Genomic DNA, 18,859 nt, shown 5'->3' on the forward strand with positions numbered 1-18,859 from the left:
TCTACCGGGGCGGCGATTCGATACGGAAGCGGGCCACATTGCTGCCGGGTGCGCGGACACCTTCGGGCACCGGCCAGGGCTGGCCATCGATGCTCAGGCGCACCCCGGGCACGTTGCCGAGGGCCACGGTGTAGGGCGGCTTGCCACTCAGCACCTGGCGACTGCCGGCGGGTTGCTCGCCTGACAGCAGGCGACCCGAACTGTCGCTGATGTCGACCCAGGACGCCTCGACAAACTCGAGCACCAGTGTGCCGGCCGCAACCGGCGGCGCCTCCGGTGCCGGCGCTGCGGGCAGTTCCACGGACGGCGTCTCTACCGGCAGTACGGCGACTTCGGCCGGCGTTCCGGAGTCCGGCACGGGCACAGGCACGCGGCTCTCCCCGCCAGACCGGAACAGGAAGAACAGCAGCACGAAAACCAGCACGCCGGCACCGGCAATCGTCAGCGCGACCGGCAGACGCGGCCCCACCGGTGGCAACTCATCGCGATCGCGCACGATTTTCGGCGGCAGCACCGAGGCCGGATCAGCCTGCCGGTAAGCATCGAGGACCGACTCCTCGGACAGCCCGAGCAGCCCCGCATAAGCTTTCAGATAACCACGCACGAATACCGGTGCGCCCAGCGCTTCAAAACGATCCTCTTCGATGGCCCTGAGCATCGACTCCTCGAGATGCAGCAACTGTCCCGCCTGCTCCAGACTCAGCGCACGGGCCTTGCGCGCCGACCGCAGGCGCGCGCCCAGTGGAAGCGCGGCATCGGTCCGGGTATCTGTGGATGCGGATGATTCCGCCGCTGAGGTCTGCACTTCGCTCAAGATTTCGACTCGCTCAGCCGGCGGGCTTCGTCGGAGGACGGGAACTGCTTGAGCAGGGTATCGGCATACTTGTCCGCGGCGGCGCTGTCGTTAAGCGCGCGCTCGATACGCACCCCAAGCCAGAGTGCGGCCGGCGACGGCTGACCGGCCGCCAGGTAGCGCTCGATGAATGCCCGGGCCTGCAGTGCACGCCCGGCTTCCAGCGTGACTTCAGCCAGCTGGAGCAGCGCGTCGCTGTAGTCCGGGTTCTCATTCAGCGCGCCACGCAGATAGCCCTCCGCACGGTCGAGGTCGATGCTCTTGGCACAGGTACCGGCATTGGTACCAAGCATCGCGCGGTTGGCGGTACTGACCGAGAGCGGTATCGCGAGCGCCCTGTCGAACAGCCGCAACGCTTCCTTCGGCTCACCCTTGCGCTGGCAGGTAAATACTGCCAGTGCGTTGAGGTTGTCAGGACTGTCGGGATTGAGATCAACGGCACGCTTGTAGTGACGCTCGGCACCGGCCGGGTCTTCAAGCCGCTCGAAAACCACACCAAGCGCGACATGCGCGGTAGCCAGATTCGGGTCGAGCCTGATGGCATTTTCCAGCTTGGTACGCGCCAGCTGCAATTTGTTCTGGCGCAGATAGCTGATGCCGAGCTGCATGTTGTATCCGGCAGCCTCGTCCGGCGAACTCGGTGCGGGTTGCGATCCCGTGGTCGTGGTCACACACCCGGCCAGGGACAGGGCAAGCAGCGCGATGATGACTGTCAGTTGTGCCATGTGACCTCATGCAGCCTGGTACCCAGCGGCACCCTGACGCGGTTGTTGACCTGGCCCGCGAGTTGCCCGCAGGCCGCCGCAATATCATCGCCCCGAGTGCGCCGGGTGATCGTCATGATGCCGGCATCGATCAGGATCGCGCGGAAGCGGTCGAGCGCCGCGCCTGAAGAGCGACGGTAGTCGCTGCCGGGGAACGGATTGAAAGGGATGAGGTTCAGCTTGGCCGGCCGGTTGGCCAGCAGCTTCACCAGCCCCCGCGCATGACTCTCGGCATCGTTGACGCCAGCGAGCATCACATATTCGAAAGTGATGCCGACGGCATTGGTCGTCTCGGCGTAATCCCAGCAGGCTTCGAGCAGCTCGGCGATCGGATGCCGCCGGTTTATCGGCACCAGCTGATTGCGCAGCTCGTCGTCCGGCGCATGCAGGGAGACAGCCAGCGCGACATTGGTCTCCTGCGCCAGCTTGCGGATCTGCGGCACCAGGCCCGAGGTACTCACTGTCACCCGCCGGCGCGACAGCTGAAAGCCGAGATCATCGATGAGTACCGAGCAGGCCTGAACCACCGGCCGGAAATTCGCCAGCGGCTCGCCCATGCCCATGAAAACGATATTGGTAATCCGTGAACGGCCCGCAACCAGGCCGAGCTGGCGGGTCGCGATGACCACCTGTGCAATGATCTCCGCGGCACCCAGATTGCGGTTGAAACCCTGGCGGCCGGTGGCACAGAAGGAGCAGTCGAGCGCACACCCCACCTGCGAGGAGACGCACAGCGTGCCGCGGCCCTCCTCCGGGATGAACACCGTCTCTATAAGCTGGCCCGCACCGACCCGCAGCCGCCACTTCACGGTGCCGTCGGCGGACTCCTGACACGCATCGATTTCGGGCAGATGAAAGTCTGCCATCAGCGCGAGCCGCTCGCGCAATGCCACCGACATGTCGGTCATGGCCGCGGGGTCAAGCACCCCGCGGCCATACATCCAGCGCATCAGTTGCCGGGCGCGGAACGGCTTCTCGCCATAGCCGGCAAAGACCTGCTCAAGCTCCGCCCGTGGCAGACCCAGGAGGGCCTGCCCCGAAGCCGCAAGCTGAACAACTTCGTTCACCGGCGCTTACCGGGTCCGCGGGCAGATATCAGCCTGGGCGAAGAAGAAGCTGATCTCCTGCCGGGCAGTTTCCGCTGCATCAGAACCGTGCACAACGTTTTCTTCGATGCTGGCGGCAAAGTCCTTGCGAATCGTTCCGGCGTCAGCCTTCTTCGGATCCGTCGCACCCATGATGCGCCGATGGGTCTCGATGGCGTTCTCGCCTTCGAGGACCTGCGCGATCACCGGGCCAGTCGTCATGTAGTTGACGAGGTCGCGGTAGAAGGGCCGTTCGCGATGCACTGCATAGAACGCCTCGGCCTGCGCCGTGCTCAGGTGCAGCATGCGCGCGGCAATGACCTTCAGGCCGGCCTGTTCGAAACGACGATAGACTTCGCCGATCAGGTTCTTCTGTACGCCATCAGGCTTGATGATGGAAAGCGTTCGTTCGATCGTCATGGATGCTCCAGTACTCGCGGGTTTCAGGATTGTTCAGACAGAAAAACTTTCGCCGCAGCCACACTCGCCTTTGGCCTTGGGATTGCGGAAACGGAAGGCCTCGTTCAGGCCCTCACGGACAAAATCAACTTCGGTCCCGTCGATCACGCCAAGGGCTGCGCGATCGACGACGACCTTTACGCCGGCCTGCTCGAAGACCACATCCTCGGGCGTCACCGATTCAGCAATGCTGACCACATAGGCCATGCCCGAGCAGCCGGTACGGCGGATGCCGATGCGCAGCCCGACTCCGGCAGCTGCGGAATCGGGGCTGCCAACAAACGCGCGCGCCCTTTTCAGGGCGTTCTCAGTCAGTACGACCGCCACCATCAATTCCTCTTGTTCAAGGGACTACGCAGATCGCCATTGTCCCAAGCTGCCAAGCACTTGCGCAAGGCATCCTGAATGATCAGCAGCCGACCGCTCTTCAGCGCCGGCACATCGAGCGGCGCGCGCAGGCACAGGGGCTCGAAAGTCCCCAGTTCCGCGGGTGCGCAACCGGTCAGCATTTCGGCGGCCAGGCTGCAGGCGGCGATCACATGCGGGCAGCCATATGCCCGCCAGGCCAGCGCCACCACACGCCCGGCGTCGATCCGCGCCTGGAAGACCACCCAGGCGCCCTGCTCCACGGAGCCCCCTTCGCCGCGCACCAGCGTGCCCGGGCCGGGCGGGAGTGTCCCGGCCTGCCGGGGCGCGGCGAAATGCCGGGCGACTTCACTGGAATAGTCCATGCCTCAGGCTCCCGGCACGTCGACGGGGCTGAAACTGCGCAGATGCCGCACTGCCCGCAGCACGCATTCGACGGCGAAATCGACTTCAGCCGCGGTGCTTTGCCGGCCGAGGGAGAAGCGGATGGAACTCTGGGCAAGCGCCGCGGGACGGCCAAGTGCGCGCAAGACATGAGAGGCTTCATTGCTGAGGCTGGTACAGGCCGAACCGCTGGCGACACAGAGATCGGCAAGGCCGTAGAACAGGCTCTCGCCTTCGACGCCCGCGATGCTCACGTTCAGTATGTGTCCGCTGCGCCGCTCTGCATGGCCGTTCAGCAGGATGCCGGGCAGCTGCTGCAGGCCTGACCAGAGCCGGTCACGCAGCGCTGTCGCATGCCGTGCTTCATCGGGCAGGCGCTGTGCCGCGAGACGCAAGGCTTCGCCCATGCCCGCCACCTGGTGCGTCGCAATCGTACCCGGACGCATACCGCGCTCCTGACCGCCGCCAAAGAGCAGCGGCGACACGCGCCGCACACGTTCCTGATCGATGAACAGCGCGCCGACACCTTTGGGGCCATAGATCTTGTGCGCCGAGAGCGAGAGCAGATCGATCTGCGAGGCGCGCACATCGATCTCTTCGCGACCTGCGCTCTGTGCCGCATCCACGTGCAGCAGCACATCGTGACGCCGGCAAATCGCAGCGATCGCCGCGATATCCTGCACCACGCCGGTCTCGTTGTTGACGTGCACCAGCGAGACGAGAACCGTATCCGGCTCCAGCGCTGCCTCGACAGCCGCCGGCGCGATCAGACCTTCTGCATCCGGCTTGAGCCAGGTGATGCGCCAGCCCTGCGTGGCGAGATGCCGGCAGCTTTCGATCACGGCCTTGTGTTCGGTCAGTGAGGTCACGAGATGCCGTCCGCGCGACTGACGAAACCGCGCCGCACCGATCACGGCCAGATTGTCAGCCTCGGTCGCGCCCGAGGTGAAGATGATTTCTTCGGGCTGCGCATTGATCAGCGCAGCGACCTGCACACGCGCAGCCTCGACCAGCGCCTGCGCCGCGCGGCCCGCAGCGTGACCGAGTGCGGCGGGATTCGCCGCAAGCTCCGGCCTTCGCAGGCAATCGGCCATCAGCTCGGCGACGGCCGGATCGACCGGTGTGCTGGCCGCGTAATCGAGGTAGACCGGCAGCTGCATGCTCAGGGCTTCGGCCGGGGCCCCGATCCCGGCGCCACGGCACTGAGAATGCCGCGCAGGATGTTCAGTTCATTCTCGTCCACCTGCGCGCGGTTGAACAAACGGCGCAGGCGACGCATCAGGTGGCGCGGATTCTGCGGATTCAGAAATCCGCTGGCCAGCAACACCCGCTCGAAGTGCTCGTAGAAAAGTTCCATGGCGGCCGGACCCGCCAGCGGCGATTCACGCGGCGGGAGTTCACGCTCGAGGATCTGCTGCTGCCGCAGCTCATAGGCGATGATCTGCACCGCCTGGGAAAGGTTCAGCGAGCTGTAATCCGGATTGGCCGGGATGTAGACGATCGCGCTGCAGAGATCGAGCTCTTCGTTGGCGAGCCCGGAACGCTCCGGCCCGAAGACCAGGGCCACCGGCTTGCTGGCCGCCTGCTCCATGGCCTGCCGCGCACACTCCCGCGGATCCATCTCGGGGCAGCCGATGCGCCGATGACGAGCGCTGGCGCCAAGCACCAGGCCGCAGCCCTCCAGCGCTTCCGGCAGGCTGGTGACGACCTTCGCGCCATGAAGTACGTCCTGGGCGCCGGAGGCCATCGCACGGGAATCAGTGCAGATATGCTCCGGCGGCGGATTGACCAGGTACAGCTGCTGAAAACCCATGGTCTTGATGGCCCGGGCGACCGAACCGATGTTGCCGGGGTGGGTGGGCTCGAAGAGCACGAAACGGATGTCGGCTGAACTGGACATAGGCCGGCATTGTAAGCTGGCAGCAGGGGCGCTGATGCGTACAATGGCCGCCCCGCGCGACAGGCAGACATATCCATGCAGGCAATGCTGAATACGGCCATCCAGGCGGCACGGCGTGCCGGCGATATCGCCATCCGCTCGCTGTCACGGCTCGATCAGCTGGAGATCAAGGCCAAGGCCCGCAATGAATATGTCACGCAGGTCGACCAGGCGGCCGAACAGGCCATCATCGAGAGCATCCACAAGCGTTATCCGGACCATGCCATCCTCGCCGAAGAGTCCGGGCGACACGGCAGCAGCGAGTTCGTCTGGATCATCGACCCGCTCGACGGCACCACCAACTTCCTGCACGGCTTTCCCACCTTTTCCGTCTCGATCGCCCTGCGCAAGCGCGATGTTCTGGAGGTCGGCGTCGTTTACGATCCCTGCCGCCAGGAGCTCTACACCACCATGCGCGGCCGCGGTGCCCAGCTCGATGGCAAGCGCATCCGGGTCAGCGAACGCCGCGAGCTCGAAGGCACCCTGATCGGTACCGGCTTTCCCTATCGCAGCAATACCCGCTGGATGAAAACCTACCTGGGCATGCTTGGCAGTGTCATGGAAAACACGGCGGGCGTGCGCCGCCCGGGCTCGGCGGCACTCGACCTGTGCTACCTGGCGGCCGGCCGGCTGGATGGTTTCTTCGAATTCGGCCTCGAGATCTGGGACGTGGCCGCCGGCACGCTGATGATCCAGGAAGCCGGCGGCGTGGTCAGCAACCTGACCGGCAGCGGCTCACACATGGACAGCGGCAATGTGCTTGCCGGCAATCTGAAAATTCACGATGCCTTGCGCGAGCTGCTCACGCCACACCTGAACGCGGACACCGGACCAGCCTGAGGCGCGCTGCACCCGGGGGCTGCCGCCGCCCTCGTTATCAGGGCATCGAGTCGACTTCGCCTTCGCCCTTCCCCTGCTTGGGCGGTATCAGGTCCGCCGCAGTCGCCTTGAGCACAAGGGCCAGGGCACTGGCAATGAAGATCGACGAATAGGTACCGACGACGATACCGACGGCGAGCGCACTGGCGAAACCGCGCAGCGTTTCGCCACCGAAAAGCAGCATCGCGATCACCATCAGCATGGTCAGGGAACTGGTCATGATCGTGCGGCCCAGCGTTTCATTGACCGAGATGTTCATGATCTCTTCCGGTTCGCCACGGCGAATCTTGCGAAAATTCTCGCGGATCCGGTCGAAGACGATGATCGTGTCGTTGACCGAATAACCAACAATCGCGAGCATCGCGGCGAGCACCGACAAGTCGAAAGTCAGGCCGGTCAGCGCAAAGAAACCCAGCGTGATAATCGGATCATGCAGGGTCGCGAGAATGGCGCCCAGCGCGAACTTCCACTGAAAACGCACCATGATGTAGGCCGCAATCATGATCATCGCAAACAGCATCGCCAGCGAGCCCTGCTCGGTGAGTTCCTGACCGACCTGCGGGCCGACGAACTCCGTACGACGCAGCTCAACCGTCGGGTCACCGGCCTTCAGCACGGCGATGATCTGCCCGGCCACCTCCTTGTTGTCGAGTCCCTCGCGCGGCAGGAGGCGAATCATCACATCGCTGGCCGTACCGAAGTTCTGCACCTGTGCGTCGGCGAAATTGCTGGCGGCCAGCCGCTCGCGGATGTCAGGCAGGTTCGCAGGCCCCTGGTAACCCAGTTCAAGCAGCACACCACCGGTGAAGTCGATGCCGAAATTGAGACCGCGCACGCCCGGGATCAACAGGATGAGTGAACCGATCATCAGGATGGCCGATATCACCGCCGCCTGGCGCCGCTGGCCGAGAAAGTTCAGGCTGGTCCGTGTGTTGAAAAATTCCATGCTGCCATCCGTCAGACAGAAAGTCGCTCGACCTTGCGGCCACCGTAGACGAAATTCACGACCGCACGCGTTACCGTCAGGGCCGTGAACATCGAAGTCATGATGCCGAGGCACAGCACCACGGCAAAGCCCTTGATCGGCCCGCTGCCGAAGGCGAACAGCACGATGCCGGCAATCAGCGTGGTGATGTTTGCGTCTGCGATCGTCGAAAATACCTTGTCGTAACCCGCCGATATCGCCGCCTGGGGAGTGCTGCCGTTACGCACTTCCTCACGGATGCGCTCGTTGATGAGCACGTTGGCATCCACCGCCATGCCGATGGTCAGCACGATGCCGGCGATGCCGGGCAGGGTCAGCGCCGCCTGCAGCAGCGAGAGCAGTCCGACGATCAGGACCACGTTGACCAGCAGACCGATATTCGCGATCAGGCCGAACGCCCGGTAATACACCATCATGAAAACGCCAACAAACAGGAAGCCGTAGATAAAGGCCTGCACGCCACGATCGATGTTGTCCTGCCCGAGGCTCGGCCCGATGGTGCGCTCCTCGATCTTGTAGACCGGTGCTGCCAGGGCACCGGCACGCAACAGCAGGGCGAGGTCACGCGCTTCGAAGGTATCGAGACCCGTGATCTGGAAATTGCTGCTGAACACACCGTTGATGGTCGCGACGTTGATGACTTCGCGCTCGACGCGCGGCACTTCGATCTTTTTGCCGTCCCTCTCCACGGTGTCGCGCTTCTGCTCGACAAATACCACCGCCATCGGCTTCTTGAGATTTTCCCGGGTGGTCTCCAGCATGCTGCGCGCGCCCTTGCTGTCGAGGCGCACGTAGACGGCGGCCTGGCCCTGGTCAAATCCCTGGCTGGCATCGACCAGCTGGTCGCCGGTCACGATCGTGCGCCGCTTGAGCAGCACCGGCCCGCCATCGCGCAGCTTGAACAACTCGCAGCCCAGCGGCGCGCGGCCGGTGCGCTCGGCCTCCAGCGGATTCTCATCGGCACAGACCAGCCGGAACTCCAGCGTGGCCGTGGCGCCGAGCACGCGCTCGGCCTGGGCGGGGTCCTGGACACCCGGCAACTGGACCACGATCCGGTCGACGCCCTGGCGCTGCACCACCGGTTCGGCGACGCCGAGTTCGTTGACACGGTTGCGCAGCGTGGTCGTGTTCTGCTGGATGGCAAAATCCTGCCGTGCCTTGATCTGCGCCGGCGTCATCTGCGCGACGAGCATCACTGATTCGCCGCTGCTGCGGCGCTCGATGCCGAGATCCGGATCCGCATCCTTCAACAAGGCTTCTGCGCGGTCGGCGTCGGCAGCGTCGGGCAGACGGATCAGCAGCTCGTTGCCTGTAACGCTGATGCTGCGGCGAATGCGGTTCTCGCGCAGCAACTTGTTGAAATCAGCTGCATAGCTGTCGAGTCGCTGCTTCACTGCCGTAGACACGTCGACTTCGAACAGGAAATGCACACCGCCACGCAAGTCGAGGCCCAGCGGTACCGGCCGCAGCCCGATCGCCCGCAACCAGGCCGGCGTATTCGGCGTAAGCGTCAGCGCGACCAGGTATTCCTTGCCGAGCGCCGTGCGCAGCGAATCGGCCGACTTCAGCTGTATGTCGACCGAAGGGAAACGCACCATCAGGCGGCCCTTGTCGATGTAGGGCGCGGCGCCCTCGATTTGCTGGGACGCGATCACCTGGTTCACGCGCTCGATGCCGCTGTCGGTCAACGGTTCGCCGCTTGCAAGGCCGACCTGCACAGCCGGCGCCTCCCCGAACAGATTGGGCAGCGATATCAGCAGGCCGGCCAGTACGGCGACGACCACAAGCAGGTTTTTCCAGAGCGGAAAGCGATTCATGAGCAGCAGGTTCCCGAAATTCCGGCGGGCAAACTTGAGCCGGACCGCAGGACCAGTTGCCGGTATCGGGCAGCCATATCCCCAGGTCCGGTTGGTATCACGCGTTCTTGATCGTGCCTTTGGGCATCACCGCAGCGACGGTATGGCGCTGCACGATGACTTCGACGCCACTGGCGATCTCGACATGCAGGAAATCGTCCTTGATGCGGGTCACCTTGCCAAGCACACCACCGGCCGTGCTGACCTCGTCACCGACCGCCAGGGCCGCCATCATGGCCTTGTGTTCCTTCTGGCGCTTCTGCTGCGGCCGCATGATCATGAAATAGATCACCAGCAGGATGATGACCATCGGCAGCATGCTGACCCACGGGTCCTGCGCCGGGGCGGCGGCACCTTGTGCCATTGCGTCCTGGATGAAAAAGCCCATTTATTGACCTTGATTCGCTGAAAAACGGCGCGCCATTATGGCATGGAAACCGCGGATTGCTGCCGGGCCAGGAAGTCCGCAGCGAAGGCACCCAGCTCGCGACGCCCGATCGCCGCACGCAGACTGGCCATCAGTTGTACATAAAAATGCAGGTTGTGGATGGTGTTGAGGCGCGAGCCGAGCATCTCGCCGCACTGGTCGAGGTGCCGCAGATAGGCGCGGCTGTAGTGCCGGCAGGTGTAGCAACTGCAGCCCGGCTCGATCGGCAACGGGTCGTCCCGGTACCGCGCATTCCGGATCCGCACCACCCCGTCGCCGGTGAACAGCGAGCCGTTGCGGGCATTGCGCGTGGGCATCACGCAATCGAACATGTCCACGCCGCGGAGCACCGCCTTGACGATGTCCGAGGGCGTCCCGACCCCCATCAGATAGCGCGGCTTTGTCGCCGGCATCTCGGGCAGCAGGTGGTCGAGGATCCGCAGGCGGTCATCTTCCGGCTCACCGACCGACAGGCCGCCGATCGCCAGGCCATCAAAACCGATCGCCACGAGCCCGGCCAGCGACTCGCTGCGCAGCGACTCGTACATGCCCCCCTGCACGATGCCGAACAGTGCCGAACCGGCCTGCGGCGCCGTGCCGGTGTCAAAAGCCTGGCGACTGCGCGCCGCCCAGCGCAGCGACAGTTCCATCGACGCGCGCGCCGCGGTTTCGGTCGCCGGATAGTCGGTGCACTCATCAAAGATCATCTGGATATCGCTGCCGAGTTGCCCCTGCACCTGCATGGCGCGCTCCGGCGACAGGAACACCAGGCTGCCATCGATCGGTGCGCGAAACTCGACGCCCGCTTCGCTGATCTTGTTCTTGGTCGCCAGACTCCAGACCTGAAAACCGCCCGAGTCGGTCAGGATCGGCCGCTGCCAGTGCATGAAGCGGTGCAGGCCGCCGAGCGTCTGCATCAGCTCGCCGCCCGGCCGCAGCATCAGGTGAAAGGTGTTGCCGAGAATGATCTCTGCACCCAGCGACTCCAGATCCTCGGGCGTCAGCGTCTTGACCGCGCCATAGGTGCCGACCGGCATGAACACCGGCGTCTCGACGCTGCCATGCGCGAGCGTGAGCCGGCCGCAGCGCGCCGCACCATCGGTGGCCTGCAGCTCAAACCCGAAAACGGCGCTCATGGCGTTCCGCTGTCCCGGCACAAAAACATCGCATCTCCATAACTGAAGAAACGGTAGCGGCGGGCCACCGCTTCCCGGTAGGCCGCCATCACACGCTCCATCCCGCCAAATGCGGCGACCAGCATCAGCAGCGAGGACTCCGGCAGATGGAAGTTCGTGACCAGTGCATCGACCATCTGGAAACGGAATACCGGACGGATGAACAGGCTGGTCTCGCCGTCAAAGGGTCGCAGTATGCCGCCGGCCGCTGCCGTCTCGAGTCCGCGCACTGCCGTCGTGCCCACCGCCACCACGCGCCCGCCGCGCGCACGGCAATCGGCCACCGCCGCACAGAGCTCGGCCGACACCGCCAAACGCTCGGCATGCAGCCGGCCGGTCTTCAGGTGGTGCGGGCGCAGAGGCGCGAACGTGCCTGCGCCCACGTGCAAGGTCAAGCGGCCAAAGGCCACGCCCTGCGCAGAAAGACTCGCCAGCAGGGCCGCGTCGAAATGCAGGCCGGCGGTCGGTGCCGCCACCGAACCGCGCTCGCGGGCATAGACCGTCTGGTAGCGCTCCCGGTCTGCGCTCTCGTCCGTCCGGCGGATATAGGGCGGCAGCGGCACATGGCCGGCCTGATCGAGCAGCTCGACCACCGGTCGTGCAAAGCGCAGTACAAAGAATTCATCCTGGCGGCGCAGTACCGTCGCCTCCACCTCGCCATCGAAGGACAGGACGGCACCAGGCTTCGGTGCATGACTCGAGCGCAACTGCACCAGCGCCTCGTCCGGCGACAGCACCCGCTCCAGCAGCATTTCCACTCGGCCGCCGCTGGCTTTGGCGCCATGCAAGCGAGCCGGCAGCACCCGGCTGTCATTCACCACCAGCAGATCACCAGCGCGCAGCAAGCCCGGCAGATCGGCAAAGTGCCGGTCCACGAGTCCCCCGTCCGGGCCAAGCTCCAGCAGCCGGCTGGCCGTGCGTTCCGGCAGAGGCTGCTGGGCAATCAGCTCGGGGGGCAGCTCGAAATTGAAGTCGGCGGGATCCATGCCGGGCGCATCCTAATGAAGTCGAGCCCGGTTAGCAGCACTTGCCGGCAAACCATCGTGTAAACTGCCGGCCCGCGCCGGGATGGCGGAACTGGTAGACGCGGCGGACTCAAAATCCGTTGGTGGTGACATCGTGTGGGTTCAAGTCCCTCTCCCGGCACCATTTATTGCCCAGGCAACATTGACGGCGTCAGCCGGGACGGCCTCCAGCCATGACCGTACACAGCTTCTTTCCGACGCAGGTCTACTCTGCACACCTGCGCCACGCCGGCTGGCTGCGCTTCAACCGCGAACTGCTGCGCGAATGCCAGCAGGTGCGCGAGCACGACGAGGCCGGCCGGAAGTGGTGCAAAAAAAACTACCCGGGCGGCTACACCTCATACGGCAGTCTCTGCCACATGCAGAAAATGTCCTCGACCTTCGAAGCGCTGGAGAAAAAGATCAACCGGCACGTGAAGACCTATGCCCGCGCGCTCGAACTCGACATGACGGGCCGCGAACTGACGATGACCGATTGCTGGATCAACATCATGCCGGAGCATGTGGTGCACGGCCTGCACATCCACCCGACCTCGACCATCAGCGGCACCTATTACGTGCAGACGCCGAAGGGTTGCTCGGGACTGAAGTTCGAGGACCCGCGCCTGGACCGCTTCATGGCCGCACCGCCACGCAAGGCCGACTGCAGCCCGGAAAACCGGCCGTGGATCACCATCCCGGCGAAGGCCGGCAACGTGGTGCTGTTCGAAAGCTGGATACGGCACGAGGTGCCGATCAACCAGCGCCGCGCCGAACGCATCAGCATCAGCTTCAATTACAACTGGTTCTGAGCCGCCTCAGGCAATCCGCAGCCAGACCGATTTCAGGAACGCCGGCTCTGCACGGCTGAGCGGAAAATCCGGCGGCTGCGGCACGTAATGGGTCTGGAGGATGCGCCGTCCACCGGCATGCACGGCCGATTCCACGCTGGCGATGAAGGCTTCGGGCAGCCAGTTTGCCGCGTTGCTGGACGCGAACAGCACGCCGTTCGGCTTGAGCAGCGGCAGGGCGAGCTCCACCAGCCGCCCGTAATCCTGCGTGGCGCGAAACATGCCCTGCGCCTTCGACTGCGAAAAGGTCGGCGGATCGAGCACGATCACATCGAACTGCCGGGATTTTCTGGCGAAGCGCCGCAGCCAGTCGAAGACATCGCCATAGATGAAATCGTGCCGTGACGGATCGAGCCCGTTCAGCAGGAAATTGCGCTGCCCCCACGCCAGGTATTTCTTCGACAGATCAAGGCCGGTGGTGTGCGCGCCGCCCTGCGCCGCACAGACCGAAAAGCCGCAAGTGTAGGCGAAGGTATTGAGCACGCTGAAATCGCCGTCCGTCGTGCCCTCGCGCAGCGGAAAGCCGGCCGCGACATGCCCGGTGAGCAGTCGCCGCCGGTTGTCCCGCTGATCGAGAAAAAGGCCGGTGGAATAACCCTCGCCCACACTCAGTTCGAAACGCAGGCCGTTTTCCAGGATGGTGAATGGAGCGGCAAGCGGCTCGCCCGACACCAGCTGCGGGGAGGATTCCTCCGGTGTCGTGCGCCGCACCTGGCGGTTGAGCATCTTGTGATACACCGCTCGTGCACCCGGCACATCGGCCAGGCGCTTCAGCGCATCTGCCGACAGCTCCGCCGCCGACTGCGAGAGCAGCACCTCGCCGAGCCGGTCGAGATACCAGCCCGGCCACTCATCGCTGGCGCCATGGATCAGCCGGTATGCATCCGTGCTGCCGGTATCGATCAGGGCTGTCCGCAGCGTCTGCCGTGCGTCCGCGTCGAAATCCGCCGGCGCCGCAAAACTCATCGCTGCGCCCGACGCCGGATGCTCAAGCCTCAGCTCGGCCGCATGCAGGCAGACGCGCGGCCACGGACTGCCGCCATAGAGCGTGTCGCCGAGTATCGGAAAGCCGCGCTCTGCCGCGTGCACGCGGATCTGGTGCGTGCGCCCGGTGAGCGGCTGCGCTTCGACCAGTCCATCCGCCAGCTGGCGAAAGCGCGTCTCGGCAGGCTCGCCGTCCGCACTGCCCACATAGCGATCGCCGGCGCGGACAATGCCGGACTTCACCACCTGCTCGCCGGCCGGTACCGGCTGGTCGGTGCGCAGCTGATAGATCTTGTGCACGCTGCGCGCGGCAAACTGCGCCGTCAGCGCGCGGTTCGCCAGCGGCGTCTTGCCGAACACCATCACGCCGCTGGTTTCCTTGTCGAGGCGGTGGATGATGGCGAGCGAAGCCCAGCGGGGCTCGCGATGCTTCAGCCAGTCGTAGAGCCCTTCCCCGGCGTGGGGCGAGGGCGCGTGCGTGTTCAGGCCGGCGGGCTTGTTGACCACCAGCAGATGCTCGTCTTCGTGAATCAGGCAGGGCAGCACACCCCCGCTTCCGTCTCAGCGGCTCTTGATGGCCAGCAGTTCCACCTCGAAGATCAGCGTCGCACCGGGCGGGATCACGCCACCTGCACCACGATCGCCGTAGGCAATTGCCGCCGGACAGACGAGTTCTGCCTTCTCGCCCACGTGCATGCGCTGCACACCTTCCGTCCAGCAGGGAATCACCTGGTTCAGGCCGAACTCGGCCGGCTCGCCACGATCCACCGAACTGTCGAAGATCTTCCCGCCCGGCAGCGTGCCGTGATAGTGAACGCGCACCACGTCGGTGGCCTTCGGCTGCGCACCGGTGCCCGGCGTGAGCGTGCGGAATACCAGCCCCGATTCGGTCTGCACCGCACCGGGCTCCTGCGCCGCGCGCTGCAGATAGTCTGCCGCTGCCTGTTTCGCTTCAGGCGTCTGCCCGCTGCACCCCGTGCTCAACAACGCAGCCGCGACAAACACGGCACTGACCCGACGAATCATGCTGCACTCTCCTGTTCGCGCCGCAAACCGGCGCGCGGCAGATTCTGCGCCGCGCATCTCCATCACGCCACCCGCGGACGCCGATCCGCCTGCATGGCGCCCGCACTCCGTTGCGTTTAGCATGGCCAGCCATGCAACCGGCAGTAAACGCGAGATGGTGTGTGGCCCGCCTGCCCACCCGCGACGAGGACATCAGCAGCCGGCATTTCGCGTGGCAGGAATGCCGAATTCCCGAACTGCAGGACGGCGAGTTCCTGGTGAAGACCCTCTGCCTCGCACCGGCACCGGCGCAACGTGGTTATCTGGAACCCGGTTACAGCGATTTTCTGCCCGCGCTCGCCCCTGGCGAGGTCATGCGCGGCCGTGGCATCGGCCAGGTCATCGCCTCACGTCATCCCGACCATGCGGCAGGCGAGATCTTCGTCGGTTCGCTCGGCTGGCAGACGTACTCCATACAGAAGCCGCGCGGGGCCGAGTTCGTGTTCAGCACGCACAGGATTCCATGCCCCGTGCAGCCGCTTTCCCTGCACCTCGGCATCCTCGGCCAGGCCGGCGCAACCGCCTGGTTCGGCCTGCTGGAGGTCGGCAACCTGCAGGCGGGCGATGCGGTGCTGGTCTCGGCCGCAGCCGGTGGCGTGGGCTCCGTGGCCGGGCAGATCGCCCGCATCAAGGGCGCAAGGCTGGTGGTCGGCACCGCTGGCAGCGATGCCAAATGTCGCTGGCTGTGCGACACGCTCGGTTACGACGTGGCGATCAACTACAAGACCGAAAACCTGCATGAGCGCCTGCGCGAGCTGTTCCCCACCGGCATCGACGTATTCTTCGACAACGTCGGCGGCGACATCCTCGACGCCGCGCTCGCCAACCTGGCAATGCACGCGCGCGTCGTGATCTGCGGATTCATCGCCAGCAACTACGCAGCCGAGCCACAGCCCGGGCCGGCCAACTACTCACGCATCGTCTACAAGCGCGCCCGCATGGAGGGCTTCGTGCTGTTTGACTACTGGAACCGCTACCAGGAAGCCGAACAGGCCCTGCTCGGCTGGTATCGCGCCGGTTTGCTGAAGAACTGCGAGGACGTCACCGACGGCCTGGAAAACATGCCCGATGCGCTCGGCGAACTGTTCCGCGGCGGCAATACCGGCATCAAGATCTGCCGGGTCGCACCGGACCCGGAACAGCTGACACCGCGTCGCGGCGCGGCTGAGTTCAGTCGCAGGCGGCAATAGGCACGCCATCGATGATTCGCAGCCTCATTTATTTCTGTCTGGTTTTCGGGGTCGGCTTTCTGCTCGGCATCGTCCGGGTGCTGGTTCTCGTACCCCGTATCGGGGAACTCCGGGCAGAACTCGCGGAAGCTCCCCTGATGCTGGCAGCAATTTTTCTCTCGGCAAAGTTCATTGTTCACCGCTTTCCCGCTTTGCATCGCGCGAGTTACCTTGTGTCTGGCGGAGTGGCCCTGTTAATTTTGGTCCTGGTGGAGTTCTCGGTCGTACTGGGTATCCGCGGAATTTCCATCAGCCAGTACTTCGCGGAGCGGGATCCGGTAGCAGGCGGTGTTTATGTACTCATGCTCATCATCTTTGCGGCCATGCCGTGGTTATTGGGTGCTAATCGCGCCAGCTAAGCTGGCTGGTGGAGATTTCCATCACTAGCCGCCCCACAGACCGCAGAAGCGCCGGGAAAGGCCCTGCAGAAACGGCCATCTCGGCAGGAACGATCGCGCACTACAACGAGCGCGCGGCGGATTTCCGGGAAGGCACGCGCGATCACGATGTGCGCCAGAACATCGATGCCCTCCTCCGGCATATTCGTGGCACGTCGCCGTTTCGCATACTGGACTTCGGCTGCGGTCCCGGGCGTGACCTGGCGGCTTTTTCTGCGCTCGGCCACGAGGCGATCGGCCTCGATGGTTCGCCGCTGTTTGCCGTCATGGCCCGGGAGACCAGCGGCTGCGAAGTCTGGCAACAGGATTTCCTGGCACTCGAACTCCCCGCCGGACACTTCGACGGCATCTTTGCGAACGCCTCGCTGTTCCACGTGCCGTCGCAACAGCTTCCGCGCGTGCTCGGCGAACTGCACTCAACGCTGCGGCCCGAAGGCGTGCTGTTCAGCTCGAACCCCCGGGGCAACAACGAGGAAGGCTGGAACCGGAGCCGCTACGGCGTGTATCACGGCCTTGGGTCATGGAAGCACTTCGTCGAGGCGGCCGGCTTCATCGAGCTGGAGCACTACTACCGGCCGCCCGGCCTGCCGATCGAGCAACAGCCGTGGCTTGCAAGCGTGTGGCGCAAGGTGCATACATGATCCGGGAGGTGAGGCTGCATTGAACGAGTCCTGGCTGCTGTGGGGTCTGCTGTTCGGCTCGATCGGACTCGGCCTGTTCGTTTACGGAAAAAGGCAACGCGCCGTTGTTCCGCTTGTTTGCGGCCTGGCTCTCATGATCTTTCCGTATTTTGTTTCCAGCACGATTCCCCTGGTCGGAATCGGGATCATACTCACGGCTATTCCATACTTTATCCGGCTCTGAGTATCTGCCGGCGTCCCGCAGACCTTCCGCAAGCCATACAAGTGCGCTTTCCATGATCAGTTACCTGAGCAATCTGAAGACAGGCAAGATCGTTCTCTGGTGCTACCTGATCTGGTATCTGTCCATCGTTTACTTCTATTTCGATCCGTCACTGCGGATCTGGCTCAACGCTGTTGGCATCAGTGTCGTCATAGGCATTGCGCTGAATCTGAGCGTATCCAGGCCAGCCGGCACGAAAGTCGATTTCTGGCAGACCTTTCGTCTGTTCATGATGCCGTTTGCCGTGTCGAGCTTTTCGTCCCTGATCAAGGGTCAGGGCTTCGTACTCGTATTTCCACCGAGGCTTGATGAACTGCTGATTGCTGGAGTTCTTTGCCTGCTTTTTGTGTTGCTGGTGACAGTTGCAAGATATGTTTCGACAGGCCGGGCACAGGCCTGAATGGCTGCAAGACTGAGACTGAAGGTCATCCCGGCCTCCTCCCGGAATGCGATTTCCGGGTGGCTGGACGACACACTGAAAATACAGGTGACTGCAGCACCCGAGCGCGGCAAGGCAAACAAGGCGGTCGTGGCGCTGCTGTGCAAGTCGCTGGGCCTGCCGCGCAATGCCGTCAGGGTCCTGCAGGGTGAAACATCGCAGACGAAGGTGGTCGAGATCGATGGATTATCCCTGGCGGATATTCATGAACTCCTGCCCCGTACCACGAAATCATGACCGGGGAAGCACGCCTCGATGCGCTGACGGAGGCCGACTTTCCGGTCGTTGCAGCATTGGCCCGGACGATCTGGCATGCGCACTACGCGACAATCGTCAGCGTCGCACAGATCGACTACATGCTGGCTGATCGTTGCACGCCGGAGAATCTGCGCCATTATCTGCCGGCCAATGACCGCTGGATGTATCTGCTGAGGCTGTCCGCCATTCCGGTCGGCTATTGCAGCTGTGCGCGAACAGCAACGCCGGACGAAATGAAGCTCGAACAGCTCTATCTGCGGCATGAACACAAGGGCAAGGGACTGGGCGGACTCATGCTTCGCCACATCGAAACCCATGCCCGCTCACTGGGATGCAGGACGTTGAGCCTGCAGGTCAACAAGCAGAACGTGGACGCCATCGCCGTCTATCGAAAATCCGGATTCACGGTACGCGAGGAAATCGTCCTGGATATCGGCAAGGGTTTCGTGATGGATGACTTCGTCATGGAGAAGACCCTTTGAAAGGAACAGGTATCATCACGAACAAATACACCGGCCGCCGAGTGAAGGCTTGCCCTGTCAATGAATACAGCAGA

24 protein-coding genes and 1 tRNA gene are annotated in these 18,859 nt (G+C 64.0%); 10 read left to right on the forward strand and 15 right to left on the reverse strand.

What is annotated here, in order from left to right; genetic code table 11:
- Position 1 precedes the first annotated feature (1 nt).
- From H6979_04780 to H6979_04815, 8 genes are read right to left on the reverse strand one after another with little or no spacing between them, the layout of a single operon-like run.
- Complete coding sequence (locus tag H6979_04780) at positions 2-814, reverse strand: DUF4115 domain-containing protein (GenBank protein ID MCP5139149.1); 813 nt, start codon at positions 812-814, stop codon at positions 2-4.
- Positions 811-1,578: a type IV pilus biogenesis/stability protein PilW gene (gene pilW, locus H6979_04785; GenBank protein ID MCP5139150.1), complete on the reverse strand. Its 768-nt coding sequence runs from the start codon at positions 1,576-1,578 to the stop codon at positions 811-813. Before pilW ends, H6979_04780 begins: the two co-directional genes overlap by 4 nt.
- Complete coding sequence (rlmN, locus tag H6979_04790; GenBank protein ID MCP5139151.1) at positions 1,566-2,684, reverse strand: 23S rRNA (adenine(2503)-C(2))-methyltransferase RlmN; 1,119 nt, start codon at positions 2,682-2,684, stop codon at positions 1,566-1,568. The genes pilW and rlmN overlap by 13 nt, the downstream gene beginning before the upstream one ends.
- Before the next feature lie 6 nt (positions 2,685-2,690).
- Complete coding sequence (gene ndk, locus H6979_04795) at positions 2,691-3,122, reverse strand: nucleoside-diphosphate kinase (GenBank protein MCP5139152.1); 432 nt, start codon at positions 3,120-3,122, stop codon at positions 2,691-2,693.
- A 33-nt stretch (positions 3,123-3,155) separates the two neighbouring features.
- On the reverse strand, positions 3,156-3,488 hold the full coding sequence (locus H6979_04800; GenBank protein MCP5139153.1) for an iron-sulfur cluster assembly accessory protein: 333 nt from the start codon (positions 3,486-3,488) through the stop codon (positions 3,156-3,158).
- Positions 3,489-3,490: 2 nt separating this feature from the next.
- Positions 3,491-3,892, reverse strand: a complete 402-nt coding sequence (locus tag H6979_04805) for an iron-sulfur cluster assembly scaffold protein (protein ID MCP5139154.1) — start codon at positions 3,890-3,892, stop codon at positions 3,491-3,493.
- Positions 3,893-3,895: 3 nt separating this feature from the next.
- The gene (locus H6979_04810; GenBank protein MCP5139155.1) at positions 3,896-5,071 is read right to left on the reverse strand and encodes an aminotransferase class V-fold PLP-dependent enzyme; all 1,176 of its coding nucleotides are present in this window, start codon (positions 5,069-5,071) and stop codon (positions 3,896-3,898) included.
- A 2-nt stretch (positions 5,072-5,073) separates the two neighbouring features.
- Complete coding sequence (locus H6979_04815) at positions 5,074-5,811, reverse strand: RNA methyltransferase (GenBank protein ID MCP5139156.1); 738 nt, start codon at positions 5,809-5,811, stop codon at positions 5,074-5,076.
- A gap of 75 nt (positions 5,812-5,886) precedes the next feature.
- Between H6979_04815 and H6979_04820 the strand changes: the two genes are divergently transcribed.
- On the forward strand, positions 5,887-6,690 hold the full coding sequence (locus tag H6979_04820) for an inositol monophosphatase (protein MCP5139157.1): 804 nt from the start codon (positions 5,887-5,889) through the stop codon (positions 6,688-6,690).
- 37 nt (positions 6,691-6,727) lie between these two features.
- Here the strand turns inward: H6979_04820 and secF are convergent, their stop codons facing one another.
- The 5 genes from secF to queA form a co-directional block, all read right to left on the reverse strand.
- A complete protein-coding gene (gene secF / locus H6979_04825) occupies positions 6,728-7,675 on the reverse strand; it encodes a protein translocase subunit SecF (GenBank protein ID MCP5139158.1) in 948 nt (315 codons plus the stop codon).
- 11 nt (positions 7,676-7,686) lie between these two features.
- Positions 7,687-9,531, reverse strand: coding sequence for a protein translocase subunit SecD (gene secD, locus H6979_04830; GenBank protein ID MCP5139159.1), 1,845 nt, complete (start codon positions 9,529-9,531; stop codon positions 7,687-7,689).
- Between the two features lie 97 nt (positions 9,532-9,628).
- Positions 9,629-9,958, reverse strand: a complete 330-nt coding sequence (gene yajC / locus H6979_04835) for a preprotein translocase subunit YajC (GenBank protein MCP5139160.1) — start codon at positions 9,956-9,958, stop codon at positions 9,629-9,631.
- A 35-nt stretch (positions 9,959-9,993) separates the two neighbouring features.
- Positions 9,994-11,133 (reverse strand): tRNA guanosine(34) transglycosylase Tgt, encoded by a 1,140-nt coding sequence (gene tgt / locus H6979_04840; protein ID MCP5139161.1) that lies wholly within the window; start codon positions 11,131-11,133, stop codon positions 9,994-9,996.
- Positions 11,130-12,158, reverse strand: a complete 1,029-nt coding sequence (gene queA / locus H6979_04845) for a tRNA preQ1(34) S-adenosylmethionine ribosyltransferase-isomerase QueA (protein ID MCP5139162.1) — start codon at positions 12,156-12,158, stop codon at positions 11,130-11,132. The genes tgt and queA overlap by 4 nt, the downstream gene beginning before the upstream one ends.
- A 76-nt stretch (positions 12,159-12,234) precedes the next feature.
- On the opposite strand from queA, the gene H6979_04850 reads away from it, so the two are divergent.
- A tRNA-Leu gene (locus H6979_04850) sits at positions 12,235-12,321 on the forward strand.
- 49 nt (positions 12,322-12,370) lie between these two features.
- Positions 12,371-12,988: a hypothetical protein gene (locus H6979_04855; protein ID MCP5139163.1), complete on the forward strand. Its 618-nt coding sequence runs from the start codon at positions 12,371-12,373 to the stop codon at positions 12,986-12,988.
- Positions 12,989-12,994: 6 nt separating this feature from the next.
- Here H6979_04855 and H6979_04860 read toward each other — a convergent pair whose 3' ends face one another.
- Together H6979_04860 and H6979_04865 are read right to left on the reverse strand one after the other, a co-directional pair.
- Entirely contained in the window at positions 12,995-14,557 is a 1,563-nt protein-coding gene (locus H6979_04860) for a class I SAM-dependent methyltransferase (GenBank protein MCP5139164.1), read from the reverse strand.
- 15 nt (positions 14,558-14,572) lie between these two features.
- Positions 14,573-15,037: an FKBP-type peptidyl-prolyl cis-trans isomerase gene (locus H6979_04865; protein ID MCP5139165.1), complete on the reverse strand. Its 465-nt coding sequence runs from the start codon at positions 15,035-15,037 to the stop codon at positions 14,573-14,575.
- Between the two features lie 161 nt (positions 15,038-15,198).
- Here H6979_04865 and H6979_04870 point away from each other — a divergent pair, with 161 nt between their 5' ends.
- From H6979_04870 to H6979_04900, 7 genes are read left to right on the forward strand one after another with little or no spacing between them, the layout of a single operon-like run.
- Entirely contained in the window at positions 15,199-16,266 is a 1,068-nt protein-coding gene (locus H6979_04870) for an NADP-dependent oxidoreductase (GenBank protein ID MCP5139166.1), read from the forward strand.
- Positions 16,267-16,277: 11 nt separating this feature from the next.
- Positions 16,278-16,664: a hypothetical protein gene (locus tag H6979_04875; protein MCP5139167.1), complete on the forward strand. Its 387-nt coding sequence runs from the start codon at positions 16,278-16,280 to the stop codon at positions 16,662-16,664.
- Positions 16,665-16,684: 20 nt separating this feature from the next.
- A complete protein-coding gene (locus H6979_04880; protein MCP5139168.1) occupies positions 16,685-17,344 on the forward strand; it encodes a class I SAM-dependent methyltransferase in 660 nt (219 codons plus the stop codon).
- Between the two features lie 19 nt (positions 17,345-17,363).
- Entirely contained in the window at positions 17,364-17,567 is a 204-nt protein-coding gene (locus H6979_04885; GenBank protein ID MCP5139169.1) for a hypothetical protein, read from the forward strand.
- A gap of 52 nt (positions 17,568-17,619) precedes the next feature.
- On the forward strand, positions 17,620-18,006 hold the full coding sequence (locus H6979_04890) for a hypothetical protein (protein ID MCP5139170.1): 387 nt from the start codon (positions 17,620-17,622) through the stop codon (positions 18,004-18,006).
- On the forward strand, positions 18,007-18,282 hold the full coding sequence (locus H6979_04895; GenBank protein ID MCP5139171.1) for a DUF167 domain-containing protein: 276 nt from the start codon (positions 18,007-18,009) through the stop codon (positions 18,280-18,282).
- Positions 18,279-18,785: a GNAT family N-acetyltransferase gene (locus tag H6979_04900; GenBank protein ID MCP5139172.1), complete on the forward strand. Its 507-nt coding sequence runs from the start codon at positions 18,279-18,281 to the stop codon at positions 18,783-18,785. Before H6979_04895 ends, H6979_04900 begins: the two co-directional genes overlap by 4 nt.
- The last annotated feature ends 74 nt before the right edge of the window (positions 18,786-18,859 follow it).

Source organism: Chromatiales bacterium, assembly GCA_024234935.1.
Classification (GTDB): Bacteria; Pseudomonadota; Gammaproteobacteria; order Steroidobacterales.